This is a genomic window from Shinella sp. M27 (genome assembly GCF_049199905.1).
In the GTDB taxonomy this organism is placed as follows: Bacteria; Pseudomonadota; Alphaproteobacteria; order Rhizobiales; family Rhizobiaceae; genus Shinella.
The window spans coordinates 26859-39586 of record NZ_JBLZPK010000034.1; the positions used below are offsets into that span (position 1 = coordinate 26859).

General features: G+C 63.3%; 12 protein-coding genes and 1 tRNA gene. 9 read left to right on the forward strand and 4 right to left on the reverse strand.

Going from position 1 to position 12728, the window contains the following annotated elements; genetic code table 11:
- Nucleotides 1–9: 9 nt before the first annotated feature.
- Entirely contained in the window at nucleotides 10–879 is an 870-nt protein-coding gene (locus ACOZK4_RS14100; protein WP_421592428.1) for an ATP-binding protein, read from the reverse strand.
- Nucleotides 880–1062: 183 nt separating this feature from the next.
- Here ACOZK4_RS14100 and yajC point away from each other — a divergent pair, with 183 nt between their 5' ends.
- The 5 genes from yajC (at nucleotide 1063) to ACOZK4_RS14125 (ending at nucleotide 5831) form a co-directional block, all read left to right on the forward strand.
- Nucleotides 1063–1401, forward strand: coding sequence for a preprotein translocase subunit YajC (gene yajC / locus ACOZK4_RS14105; protein WP_313525284.1), 339 nt, complete (start codon nucleotides 1063–1065; stop codon nucleotides 1399–1401).
- A 159-nt stretch (nucleotides 1402–1560) separates the two neighbouring features.
- Nucleotides 1561–4065 carry a protein translocase subunit SecD gene (gene secD / locus ACOZK4_RS14110; RefSeq protein ID WP_421592429.1) on the forward strand — a complete coding sequence of 835 codons (2505 nt, stop codon included), beginning with the start codon at nucleotides 1561–1563 and terminating at the stop codon, nucleotides 4063–4065.
- A complete protein-coding gene (locus ACOZK4_RS14115) occupies nucleotides 4058–4444 on the forward strand; it encodes an Mth938-like domain-containing protein (protein WP_421592430.1) in 387 nt (128 codons plus the stop codon). The genes secD and ACOZK4_RS14115 overlap by 8 nt, the downstream gene beginning before the upstream one ends.
- Before the next feature lie 15 nt (nucleotides 4445–4459).
- Entirely contained in the window at nucleotides 4460–5311 is an 852-nt protein-coding gene (locus ACOZK4_RS14120) for a phytoene/squalene synthase family protein (RefSeq protein WP_421592431.1), read from the forward strand.
- A gap of 76 nt (nucleotides 5312–5387) precedes the next feature.
- The gene (locus tag ACOZK4_RS14125) at nucleotides 5388–5831 is read left to right on the forward strand and encodes a hypothetical protein (RefSeq protein WP_421592432.1); all 444 of its coding nucleotides are present in this window, start codon (nucleotides 5388–5390) and stop codon (nucleotides 5829–5831) included.
- A gap of 12 nt (nucleotides 5832–5843) precedes the next feature.
- Here ACOZK4_RS14125 and trmFO read toward each other — a convergent pair whose 3' ends face one another.
- From trmFO to ACOZK4_RS14140, 3 genes are all read right to left on the reverse strand, one after another.
- Nucleotides 5844–7253 carry a methylenetetrahydrofolate--tRNA-(uracil(54)-C(5))-methyltransferase (FADH(2)-oxidizing) TrmFO gene (trmFO, locus tag ACOZK4_RS14130; RefSeq protein WP_421592433.1) on the reverse strand — a complete coding sequence of 470 codons (1410 nt, stop codon included), beginning with the start codon at nucleotides 7251–7253 and terminating at the stop codon, nucleotides 5844–5846.
- A 155-nt stretch (nucleotides 7254–7408) separates the two neighbouring features.
- A complete protein-coding gene (locus tag ACOZK4_RS14135; protein ID WP_117371029.1) occupies nucleotides 7409–7552 on the reverse strand; it encodes a DUF1127 domain-containing protein in 144 nt (47 codons plus the stop codon).
- Nucleotides 7553–7898: 346 nt separating this feature from the next.
- Nucleotides 7899–8042, reverse strand: coding sequence for a DUF1127 domain-containing protein (locus ACOZK4_RS14140; RefSeq protein WP_117371030.1), 144 nt, complete (start codon nucleotides 8040–8042; stop codon nucleotides 7899–7901).
- Nucleotides 8043–9124: 1082 nt separating this feature from the next.
- Between ACOZK4_RS14140 and ACOZK4_RS14145 the strand changes: the two genes are divergently transcribed.
- The 4 genes from ACOZK4_RS14145 to tig all read left to right on the forward strand — a co-directional run bounded on the left by ACOZK4_RS14145 (nucleotide 9125) and on the right by tig (nucleotide 12698).
- Nucleotides 9125–10228, forward strand: coding sequence for a DUF2157 domain-containing protein (locus ACOZK4_RS14145; RefSeq protein ID WP_421592434.1), 1104 nt, complete (start codon nucleotides 9125–9127; stop codon nucleotides 10226–10228).
- A gap of 3 nt (nucleotides 10229–10231) precedes the next feature.
- On the forward strand, nucleotides 10232–10822 hold the full coding sequence (locus ACOZK4_RS14150; protein ID WP_421592435.1) for a GDYXXLXY domain-containing protein: 591 nt from the start codon (nucleotides 10232–10234) through the stop codon (nucleotides 10820–10822).
- 135 nt (nucleotides 10823–10957) lie between these two features.
- Nucleotides 10958–11042, forward strand: a tRNA-Leu gene (locus tag ACOZK4_RS14155).
- A gap of 180 nt (nucleotides 11043–11222) precedes the next feature.
- Nucleotides 11223–12698: a trigger factor gene (tig, locus tag ACOZK4_RS14160; RefSeq protein ID WP_421592436.1), complete on the forward strand. Its 1476-nt coding sequence runs from the start codon at nucleotides 11223–11225 to the stop codon at nucleotides 12696–12698.
- The last annotated feature ends 30 nt before the right edge of the window (nucleotides 12699–12728 follow it).

Consider the following 12728-nt stretch of genomic DNA (forward strand, 5'->3'; position numbering starts at 1 on the left):
GCGCTCGTCTTACTTGTTGAGCGCGACGCCGAGGCGTCCCGCCAGGTCCTGTACATATTGCCAGGCGACACGGCCGGAGCGCGAGCCACGCGTCGTCGCCCATTCCAGCGCCTCGGCATGCAGCTGTTCCTGTGGGATCTCCAGGCCGAAATGCTTGGCGTAGCCGTCGATCATCTCGAGATATTCGCTCTGGCTGCATTTGTAGAAGCCGAGCCACAGGCCGAAACGGTCCGACAGCGACACCTTCTCTTCCACGGCTTCCGACGGATTGATCGCCGTCGACTGCTCGTTCTCGATCATGTTGCGCGGCAGAAGATGCCGGCGGTTCGAGGTGGCGTAGAGCAACACATTGTCCGGCCGCCCCTCGACGCCGCCGTCCAGCGCCGCCTTCAGTGACTTGTAGGACGTGTCGTCATGGTCGAAGGACAGGTCGTCGCAGAAGATGATGGACGGGAAAGGCGCGTCCTTCAGGATCTCAAGGAGCTGCGGCAGCGTCGCGATGTCCTCGCGGTGCACTTCGATAAGCTTCAGGCCGTTCGCCGTCTCCTTCGCCGCCAGCGCGTGCACCGATTTCACCAGTGAGGACTTGCCCATGCCGCGGGCGCCCCAGAGCAGAACGTTGTTGGCCGGCAGGCCGCGGGCGAAGCGCACGGTGTTGTCGACGAGAATGTCGCGCACATGGTCGACGCCGCGGATCAGGTCGATCTCGATGCGGTTCGGCCGCTTGACGGGCTGGACATGCTGACGGGCCGGCGACCAGACGAAAACGTCGGCAGCATTCCAGTCGTTGATTGCGGGGGCGGGGCCGGCCAGGCGCTCGAGTGCCGCGGTGATGCGGCCGATTTCGGCCAGCAGAAGCTTGACGTGATCTTCCTGCACTTTGTCTCTCCTCATGCGTGAAAGCCGGGTAGCATGCGGCGGGCGGTGGCGAAAAGGGGGAAAGCGCTTGAAAACAGCGGGGTTGACGTGCTCGTGTGTTGCATTCAAGGCCCGCTTGCCTATATTCCGGCAACCGAAATGGCCGCTCAGGCCGCGCAAATTCAAGATTTCAAGGAGTAGCTGATGTTCATTACCGAGGCCTTCGCCCAGACGGCGGCACCTGGCGGGGCAGCGGGCGGCGCTGACATTCTCATGTCGATCCTGCCGTTCCTGCTGATCTTCGTGGTGATGTATTTCCTCATCATCCGTCCGCAGCGCGCCAATATGAAGCGTCGCGAAGAGCTTCTGAAGAACATCCGCCGCGGTGACCAGGTCGTCACCGGCGGCGGCATCGTCGGCAAGGTCACCAAGGTCGTCGACGACGGCGAACTGGAAGTCGAAATCGCCGAAGGCACCAAGGTGCGCGTCGTGCGCAGCGGCATCAGCGAAGTCCGCGTCAAGGGCGAACCCGTCAAGGAATAAGCTTGGCTTGCCGTCCGGCTGGGGTAAACTCCGCCGGGTGGCCCGACTGGTTTTCAGCCGGCGTGCACGCCGCGTTGTTTTTTGGTTCACGCAATTCCGGCAGAATGGTTTCGCCCCAAGATGGCTTAACCCCGCCGGAATTGACGTAGCGAGACCCTGATGCAGCAATCCGCCCGCTGGAAGACCCTTGCCCTCTGGCTCGTCCTCGTGGCGAGCCTTCTTGTCCTGCTGCCCAGCCTTCTTCCAGCCCGCACGGCCGCCGGCCTGCCGAACTGGATGGTGGCCCACCGCCTCGTTCCGGGCCTTGACCTGACCGGCGGCTCCCGCCTCGTTCTCGAGGTTTCCCGCACCGATATCGGCGCAGACCGCCTGCGCGCCGCCGTGGAAACCATCAGCAACACCCTGCGCGCCGCCCGTATTCCACACAGCGATCTCAACGGCGCGGAAGACACCGTCGATGTCACGGTGACCTCGGCTGACCGCGTCGATGCGGCCCGCGAGGCGCTGGCTGGCCTTGATGTTGGCACGCTGAGCGAGCCGCAGCCGGGCCAGTTCAATATCGTGCTGTCCTCCGCCGCTATCGACGAGGCCGTGCAGGCCGCGTCGCTCGGCGCCGTCGATGCCGTACGCCGCCGCGTCGAAAGCCTCGATATTCCTGCCCTTTCCGTTCGTCGCGGCGAGCGCGACCGCATCGTCGTGGCGATGCCGGGCCTCACCGATCCGCAGCGCGTCAAGGATCTGCTGTCGCAGGCGGGCAAGCTCTCGGCGCGGCTGGTCGATGACAGCATGCCGGTCAACACGGCGATCGAGGAGGGGGCACCTGCCGGTTCGGAAGTGCTCTATTCCACCGGCGAGCCGCCGGTCGGTTATCTGGTGCGGCAGGACGATCTCTTCACCGCGGCGGATGTCGCCTCGGCAGAGCCGGCGGCCAACGGCGAGCCCTTCATCGAATTCGTGCTGCGCGCCGAGGCTGCCGAGCGGCTGGCCGCCTTCACCCGCGACAACAGCGGCCGTACCATCGCCATCCTGCTCGACGGGCAAGTGATCTCGACCTCGCAGATCCAGGGCGCCATCACCGACGGCGTCGGTCGCCTCTCCGGCGATTTCGACGCGGAAGGTGCGGCGAACCTCGCCCGAATCATCGCAAGCGGCCCGCTGCCGGCACCCGTGACGATCATTGAGGAGCGCTCGATCGAGCCGGCGCTGGGCGCCACCTCCACCGGCACCGTGGTTATCGCGCTAGCAGTTGCGGTTCTCGCTGTGGTCGCCTTCATGACCTTCTTCTACGGCGTTCTCGGCATCATCGCCTCGCTGTCGCTGTTCTTCAACGTCACGCTGACCTTCGCGATCCTCGCCCTCATCGGTGCGCCGCTATCGCTCTCCATGATCGCCGGCATCGTCTTGACCGTCGGCATCGCCGTCGATGCCAGCGTGCTGATCTTCGAGCGCATTCGCGAGGAGACCAAGGCCGGCCGGTCGTTGGACGAGGCCGTCGATACGGGCTTCGGCCGCGCCCGCGCCACGGTGCTGGATGCGTCAGCGACGATGCTCATAGCCATCGCCGTGCTCTTCCTGCTGTCCGCCGCCCCCGTGCGCGCCTTCGCGCTCGCCGTCGGCATCGGCATGCTGGCGACGCTTTTCACCACCTTCGGCCTCACGCAGCGCCTCGTACGCGCCTGGCTTGGCCGCAGCCACATCACGCATCTGCCCAAGGGCGTGCGCACCGGCCTGTTCGACCGCCTCAACCTGCGCTTCATGGCCGTGCGCAACGGCGTCTTTCTACTGACAGCGCTGCTGTCGATTGCCATTGCCGGCCTGCTCTATGTCGGCAAGCTCCGGCTCGGCATCGATTTCACCGGTGGTGCCGCGCTGGAACTCCAGGCGAAGAACGGCAATGCCGATCCCTTCGAGATTGCCGCGCGTCTCACCGACACGGGCGTCGATGTCCAGAGCGTCGATGCGACACGCGATCCGCGCCGCGCGCTCGTGCGCCTCACCGCCCAAGGCGAGGGCGAGAATGCCGAGCAGACGTCCGTTCTTATCGCTCGCGGCGAGTTGGAAGACGACTACGATTTCCGCCGCGTCGAAGTGGTCGGCCCGGCCATCTCGGGCGAGCTGATCGATACGGCGACGCTCGGCTTCGTCGCCGGATTGCTGGCGCTCGTCGCTTATATCTGGATCCGCTTCGAATGGCATTTTGCCATCGGCGCCATCATCTCGCTGGCGCATGACGTGTTCTTCACGCTGGGCTTCCTGGCGCTTGCCAAGATCGAGTTCAACATCAGCGCCGTCGCCGCACTCCTGACGGTCGCGGGCTATTCGCTGAACGACACGATGGTCGTCTATGACCGCATCCGCGAGAACCTGCGCCATTTCAAGCAGATGCCCCTGCCGATCCTGATCGACGATGCGATCAACCGTACGCTGTCGCGCACCGTGTTGACCTCGGCGACGACGTTGATTGCGCTTGCCGCACTGGCGCTGCTCGGCGGCGAGGCGATCCGCACCTTCGCGCTGACGCTGCTCTTCGGGGTGGCGATCGGCACCATATCCTCTATCTATATTGCCGGACCGATCCTCATTCTGTTCCGCCTCCGGCCGGAGCGCTACCGCCCCGGCAAGGGTGGCGCGGGGACGGTCCCGGAGACGGGAGCCAATGGCTAAGGGTATCGAAATCCGGGAGGCGCATTTCCCCGGGCGGGCGCCGATCGACGCATATGGCAATGGCGGTTTTCGCTTCGCCGACATGTCGCATCGCGGCTCCATACTGTGCCTGCCTTCGGGCATCCACGGCTGGGACAAGACGGAAGACACGCCGCTGACCTTGGCCGATCTCCAGCGCGTGCTGGATGAGGCCGGCGAGATTGAGGTATTGCTCGTCGGCACCGGCAAGGAGATCCGCCCGCTGCCGGCCGAGATAAAGGCCGCTCTGCGGGAACGCCACATCCGTTCCGACCCGATGAGCACGGGTGCGGCAGTGCGCACCTTCAATGTCATGCTGGCCGAAAGCCGCGCGGTTGCCGCCGCCCTCATCGCCGTGTGACGCGAAAGACCAGACGTGACCGATACCAAGGAAAATTATGCGCACTGCCTGGCAGTGCTCCGCGACACCGATCGCGACCGCTATCTCGCCTGCCTGCTGGCGCCGGCGGAGAAACGCGGCCCGCTTGCTGCCCTCTACGCCTTCAATGCCGAGATCGCCCGCGTGCGCGATTCCGTGCGCGAAGCGCTGCCCGGCGAAATCCGCCTGCAATGGTGGCGCGATCTCTTGGAAGGCGAGGCGGACGGCGACGCCATGGCCAATCCGCTCGCCGCCGGCCTCATGACCTGTGTGAAGGAATACCGGCTGCCGGTCGCGGTGCTGACGGATATGATCGAGGCGCGCATCTTCGACGTTTACAACGATCCGATGGAAAGCCGCGCGGCTCTGGAAGGCTACGCCGGCGAGACGGCCTCTGCGCTGATCCAGCTCGCAAGCCTCATTCTCGACCCGGAAAATGCCCCGAAATCCGCCGAGGCTGCCGGCCATGCCGGCGTCGCGCAGACCGTGGCCGGTGCACTGCTCCTCCTGCCGATCCACCGCCGACGCGGCCAGGTCTATCTGCCCGCCGACCTTATGGCTGCAACGGGCCTGACGCCGGAAGCGCTGCTCGCCGGCAACGACCCGGCCGCCGTCGCCCGTGCGGTGGAAGCCTTTGTCGGGCTCGGCCGCGACCATCTCGCCAAGGCGCGCGCCGCCAATGGCGTGTCGGTTGCGAATCGCGCCGCCTTTTTGCCAGTCGCGCTTGTTGCGCCTATATTGAGGGCAGCGGAGAAAGCGGGTGCCGGTGCGCTTGACGGCGCGCTCCAGCCCGCCCAGTGGCGGCGGCAATGGTGGATGTGGCGCGCCCTGCGGCGTGGCCCGTTCTGAAAACCTGACAGGACGCAAAACTGGCGCAAGCCTTGTCGGCTACAGCGGCTGAACGTGTTTTGCGGGAGGAGAGTCGATGTTCTGGACCATCATCATCGCCGGCCTGTTCGTGGCCGGCCTGATCTTCCGCCACAGGTTTCGCAGTGAGGATCGGCAGGAAGAGGCTGGCGAGGATGCCGGCCTTGCCATCGTGGAGTTCGGCCGGGCCTTTCCGGAGGAGGCCATCCGCGCCGTCGTGACCACCAAGGATCGCCGCACGGTCTTCCTTCGCCTGCACGACGGTAAGGCTGGCTGCATGCAGGCCCACGGCCACCACTATGCCTGCCACCTGATCGAGCCGGGTACGGTCCGCGTCAACAGCGCCGGCCCGAGACTCCTGACCGTGGAATACGCCAATGCCGCCTTTGAAGGCGGCACCTATGAATTCCGCGACGAGAAGGAGGCCGCTGAAGTCTCCCTCTGGCTGCTCGGCAGCTTCATGCCGGGCGCTGCAAACCTCAACGCCCAGCCGGCCGGCTAACTCATCTGACGATCAGCGCCCGAGCCAGCGGGCGCAATCTTCCAAGGCGCGTGCGGCGGTTGCCTGCTTCTTGGCGACCGCCTTGTCCTTGCCGCGAAACCGCTTCAGCCCCTCGGGCCGCACGACGGCGCCCGGCTCCAGCGGCGGGAAGAGGCCGAAATTGACGTTCATCGGCTGGAAGGAGCGCTTGCCCGGCTCGTCGTCCGAGACGATGTGGCCGCCGGTGATGTGGTTCAACAGCGCGCCGAAAGCCGTGGTTACGGGCGGCAGCGACGGTGTCTGGCTGAGTCGTTCGGCCACGGCGAAGCGGCCGGCGAGCAGGCCGATGCTGGCGCTTTCCACATAGCCCTCGCAGCCGGTGATCTGACCGGCGAATCGCAGACCCGGACGGCCCTTCAGCGTCAGTGAGCGATCGAGCAGCGTCGGTGAATTGATATAGGTGTTGCGGTGCAGGCCGCCGAGGCGGGCGAATTCCGCGTTTTCCAGGCCGGGAATCAGCCGGAAGATTTCGGCTTGCGCGCCATATTTCAGCTTCGTCTGGAAACCGACCATATTGTAGAGCGTGCCGAGCGCATTGTCCTGGCGCAGTTGCACGACGGCATAGGCTTTTACGGTCGGGTTATGCGCATTGGTCAGACCCATCGGCTTCATCGGGCCGTGGCGCAGCGTCTCGCGGCCGCGCTCGGCCATCACCTCGATCGGCAGGCAGCCGTCGAAATAGGGCGTGCCTTCCCATTCCTTGAAGCCCGTCGTGTCGCCGGCGATCAGCGCATCGACGAAGGCGTTGTACTGCGCTTCGTCCATCGGGCAGTTGATATAATCCTTGCCCGTGCCGCCGGGGCCGACCTTGTCGTAACGCGACTGGAACCAGCAGATATCCATGTCGATGCTGGCGGTGTGCACGATGGGCGCGATCGCATCGAAGAAGGCGAGCGAATCGGCGCCGGTGCGCGCCTGGATGGCGGCGGCAAGCGACGGCGCGGTTAGCGGGCCGGTGGCGATGATCGCCTGGTCCCAGTCCTCCGGCGGCAGGCCGGTCACTTCCTCGCGGGTAACCGTGATCAGCGGATGGCTTTCCAGCGCCGCGGTGACGGCGGCGGAGAAGCCATCGCGGTCGACGGCGAGCGCGCCGCCGGCCGGCACCTGGTTGGCATCGGCCGAGCGCATGATAAGCGAGCCGGCAAGCCGCATCTCGGCATGCAATACGCCCACGGCGTTCGAGGTCGCGTCATCCGAGCGGAAGGAGTTGGAGCAGACGAGCTCGGCAAGGCTGTCCGTCTTGTGCGCATCCGTGCCGCGCACGCCGCGCATTTCATGCAGGATGACGGGAACGCCGGTTTCGGCGATCTGCCAGGCGGCTTCCGAGCCGGCAAGGCCGCCGCCGATGACATGGATGGGAGTGTGGGAAGAGGTCTTGGTCATGGGCGGTTGGTTATCATGGGCAACGGCGCATTTCCAAGGAAAAGCATTGGGGCGGGGCATCATGCCCCTGGAATCAAAAACGGCACCAGATGGTGCCGTTTGATCGTCCCTCGCGCTGGCCGTTTCCGGCCGCAGCGGCGGAAACCGGCTATGTCTTAGCGGAAGGAACGGGCTGCGATGTCGCGGATGTCGTAACGGGTCAGGCCGATGTCGGACAGCGTGTGGTTCGACAGGTTGCCGAGTTCGTTCATCGTGCGGCGGTAGGACATCCAGTTCTTGGCAATGCGGATCGGGTTCATGGTCGTTTCCTCGAAGTGTTGGCCGGGAGGTCTGTCTCACCGGTTTGTGACGCCTATATACGCGACACCCTTGTTAATGTGCAGTGCAAAGAAAATGCAGCTGCTATGCATTTGTGCAATAAGACGATGACGGATCAGGCAGATGCTCGCGCTGCATGCGAAATAGCCAGAAAGTGCTGCTATTCCAGGCATGTGGCCGGAGCGAGCGCTCGCGGTTGTCATCCCGCACAGTGTCGCAGTCGGGGAATTGCGACATTGTGCGCCGCAAAAAGACGTGCAAACGAAAACGCCCTCCGGTGGGAGCCGGAGGGCGTTCAAATTGCGACCCGTATGGGGTCCGGTCGGCTTAGATCGAAGCCTTGCGAGCGATGTACGGGATATCGCTGCGGCCGATGCCGAGATCGCGAAGTTCACGGTCGGTCATACGGCCGAGTTCGCTGACGGTCTGACGGTACTTGCGCCAGTTGTTGAAAGAGCGTGCCAGGTTCATGTCATTTACCCCTTTCGTGGGCTTGCGTACTGGGCGGCCGCTCGTCTTTGGCGCCGCCCTGATCTGATGGATTGGAATATACGCTGCGCTGCGAAAAAAGACAGCGCAATTGCCGTATGGCACCCATGCGTTTTATGCATGTCAAGCGGAAATTTAGGCGAAATTCTGGCCAAAATCTGGGCCTGAAGCCACAAGGGTAAATAAGCCATGCGAGATTGGTTGGTTGCGGTGCAAAAAGCAACGCCCGCCGGGGGAGGAGATCCGGCGGGCGTTGCTAATATCGATTGGCAGCTTGGGAGGAGGAGGGGCTGCCAATCCTTGTCGGGGACGTTGGGAGGAGGAGATCGTCGCCCGACCGATGAGAAGGATATAGACTGCCCGGACGATGGGCAAAAGCGCGCGATGGGAATGGCACCCATGCACTAGCCGCATGCTTTCGGCCGGCGTCGCTGAATACGGCACAGGCATCGGCATACAGCTGGCGGCGAAAGGCGATTTTGGGATTGCGGGGCGGGGTTTGCCAGGTGTCTGGCCAAAACAATAACGCCCGCCGGGGGAGGAGGTCCGGCGGGCGTCATTAAGAATGATTGGCAACTGGGAGGAGGAGTGTTGCCAATCGTATCGGAGGAGCGCTGGGAGGAGGAGTGCGCTGCTCCGAATTCCTGTTCAATCCCGTTTCCGGCATCGGGTCTGTCGGCATCATGCCGGGCGTTCGACCATTCCGCCCTCCGGTCTGCCTGTCGCCTCAGCGGCGCCTTGGTTTCCGGTCCGGACCATCTCTGATCCGATGACTGCAACCTAACCCGATCCCTCGATTTTGTGCAGTGCAATATGGGAATGGATGATATGCGCCCGCTGCATGCCCGAAATCGAAACGCCATTGGCGTCTTGTTGCTAAATCTGCCAGGGATTTCTTTATTTCCCGTTAATCATCCTGCCCGTCTTGCGGCTTTTACCGCGAATGATCGTCCGCATTGTGGATTGTCGCTTCGATTGCGAATTTCTCGACGCGCTATACCGTTCCTGCTGACAGCGTGTGAAACACGCGAGTCGGGCGCATTTCAGAAAAAGGGCGGGGACGAATGTATAGGGGCAGGTTGAAACGCGATCTCAAACTGTGGACGCAGCAAGGCTTGCTCGATGCGCCGACCGTCGATCGTCTCCTGAAAGAATATGATTCCCGCGAAAGCTCGTTCAGCCTCGGCCGCGTGCTGATGATGATCGCCGCTCTTCTCGTGTCGGCCGCCGTGCTGCTGCTGGTCGCCGCCAATTGGGAGGCGATCCCGCGCCTTGCGCGCGTCGTTGGCATCGTCGCGCTGATCTGGGGCGCTTATCTGGCTGGCGGGTTGCTGACCCAGCGTGGCGCGCCGCGCCTTGCCGCGGCCTTCCTTGCGGTCGGCACGCTGTCCTTCGGCGGTGCCATCGCGTTGGTCGGGCAGATGTACCATCTCTCCGGCGATGCGGTTCAGGCGATGCTTGTCTGGTTCGCAGGCGCGGTGATTGCGGCAATACTTTTCCGCTCCGGCGCCGTGACGGCCATTGCCGGTTTTCTCGCCTGCGCCGTCGCCTGGACGGACTGGAGCGAATCCTACCATGCCAGCGATACTTTGCTGCTCTGGCTGATGCCGCTTATGGCCGTCATCGTCATCCTGCTGGTGCGTTACACGGACGCCGGGCGTGTGCGCCATATCGCCTATCTGCTGCTGGTCGCCTGGCTTGCCTTCATCTATGGCGAACACGATACCCCCGCCACGGCGATAACAATCGCATCGCTCGGCGCGCTGGCCTATCTGCTAGCCGCCGTGCCGCAATCGCCGCTTCACGCACTGGCCCGCAGCGCCGGTGCTGCCCCCGCCTTCTACTCCTATCTCGTGCTGCTGCTCGGCCTGTTTGTTCTGCATGCCGAATTCGACACCGTGGGAGATCGCCTGATGCTCGGCATCATCACGCTTGTCGTGGCCATCGGTGGCATCGTGTTTTCAGGCAAAGAGAACGGCGCGGTGCGTTATCTCGGTTATGTCACCTTCGCGGTCGAAACGCTCTATCTCGCCTCCGAGACCATCGGCTCGATCATCGGCACATCCGGCTTCTTCCTGATCTCCGGTCTGGTGGTCGCGCTGATCGCCTGGGCCGTGATCGTCGTCGAGCGCCGTTTTTCCAAGGCTGAAACCAAGGCGGAGGCCTGAGCCATGTCGATCCTTTCTTCTTTCCGCATTCCGCCGGTCGTCGCCGCCATCATCGCAGCAGCTCTGCAGACGGCCGTGCTCGGCTACATGGTCGAAAGCCGCGCCTCGATCCTGCGCAACGGCGCGGATATCAGGTTGAAGACGCTGCCCGTCGATCCACGCGATCTGCTGCGCGGCGATTACGTTATCCTCTCCTACCCGATTTCGACGATCCCGAAGAGCATCGTCACCGGCGAGGTGCCGAAGGTGAACGGCCGCGAGCGGCTTGTCGTGCGCCTGAAGCCCGGCACGGACGGGCTGTGGACGGCGACCGAGGCGAGTTTCGGCACGCTGGCGCCGGAGGAAGGCAGCGTTCTCTTGCGCTCGCTGCCCTTCGATTACTACTCCGTGACCGACGGCGTGCTGCCGGACAGCCTGTTCGTCAGTTACGGCCTCGAGCGCTATTATGTGCCGGAAGGGCAGGGCAAGGTGCTGGAGGAGGCCCGCAACCAGGAAGAGCTCGAGGTGGAGGCGCGCGTGGCGAAAGATGGCACGCCGCAGATCGCCCGGCTGATCCTGCGCGGCGAGCCGGTCTATGACGAACCGCTTTATTGAGCGCAAGGGCTGGGAGAACAGTCATTTCCGTGTCATTTTTCCTTTGATCCGCCGAAAACGGGTGATATAGAGACGCCGCGCTCGGAAGGCGTCATGGGAGCGGCCTGGCCGCCCGTGGCAACGAGGTTTCTGAGAGCGGGTATGGTGAAATTGGTAGACACGCCAGATTTAGGTTCTGGTGCCGCAAGGCGTGGGAGTTCAAGTCTCTCTACCCGCACCAGAACCACGAAACGCGCAAAACAACAGGTTTGCGCGGGCGTGGAGCATTTCAGCGCGCCATTTTGCTTGCCAAAAGGCCACCGAATTCAGTAAAGCCACTGCCGGCAAATGGACCGGCGGGGTGCTCGCCATAACCGGAACCGCGGTTTGAGCACCGCCAACTCGAAATGAAGGTTTGAACATGCAGGTTATCGAAACGCTCGCTGAAGGGCTGAAGCGCGAAATCAAGGTCGTCATCCCGGCCAAGGACATGGAAGCTCAGATGAACGAGCGTCTTGAGGACGTGAAGGGCCGTGTCCGCATCAACGGCTTCCGTCCGGGCAAGGTGCCCTTCGCCCATCTCAAGAAGATGTACGGCAAATCCGTCATGGCCGAACTCGTCAACGAGATCGTCCGTGACCGTCCGACCGCCATCCTCTCCGAGCGCGGCGAAAAGTCGGCCACGCAGCCGGAAGTCGCGATGACCGAAGACCAGGCCGAAGCCGAGAAGATCCTCAACGGCCAGGCCGATTTCGAATTCACGCTGTCCTACGAAGTGATCCCCGCGATCGACCTCAAAGACAATTCCGGCATCGCCGTCACCCGTGAAGTCGTCGATATCGACGCCAAGGAAGTCGACGAGCAGATCCTCAAGATCGCCGAAAGCGCCCGCTCCTACGAAACCAAGAAGGGCAAGGCCGCCGACGGCGACCGCGTCACGATCGATTACCTCGGCAAGGTCGATGGCGAAGCCTTCGACGGCGGCAAGGACGAAGACGCAGAACTCGTTCTCGGCTCCAACCGCTTTATTCCGGGCTTCGAAGAGCAGCTCGTCGGCCTGAAGGCTGGCGACGAGAAGGTCATCACCGTGACCTTCCCGGCTGAGTACCCGGCCGCAAACCTCGCTGGCAAGGAAGCCACCTTCGACATCAAGGTCAAGGAAGTCGCTGCCGCCGCCGACGTCGAGATCAACGACGACCTCGCCACCAAGCTCGGCCTCGAATCGGCCGACAAGCTGCGCGAAATCGTCCGCGGCCAGATCGAAAGCCAGTACGGCTCGGTCACCCGCCAGAAGGTCAAGCGTCAGATCCTCGACCAGCTCGACGAGATGTACAAGTTCGAAACCCCGGAGCGCCTGGTCGAAGCCGAGTTCGAGAACATCTGGCGCCAGATCAACACCGATCTCGCCCAGTCCGGCAAGACCTTCGCTGACGAAGACACCACGGAAGAAGCCGCTCGCGAAGAATACCGCAAGCTCGCCGAACGCCGCGTCCGCCTCGGCCTCGTTCTCTCGGAAATCGGCGAAAAGGCCGGCGTCCAGGTAACGGACGAGGAAATGCAGCAGTCGCTTTATCAGCAGCTGCGCCAGTTCCCGGGCCAGGAAAAGCAGATCCTCGAATACTTCCAGAAGACCCCGGGTGCCGCCGCTTCGCTGCGCGCACCGATCTTCGAAGAAAAGGTCGTCGATCACCTGCTCGGTGAAATCAAGGTAACGGACAAGACCGTTTCCAAGGAAGACCTGCTCGCCGACGACGAAGACGGCGACGACAAGGGCTCCAAGAAGGCTGCGCCGAAGAAGAAGGCTGCCACCAAGGCCGAAGCTCAGGAAGGCGAAGACGCCGCTCCGAAGAAGAAGGCCCCGGCCAAGAAGAAGGCCGCTGAAGGCGACGCCGAGTAATCGGTTCGAACTCTATCGTATCTGGAGAAG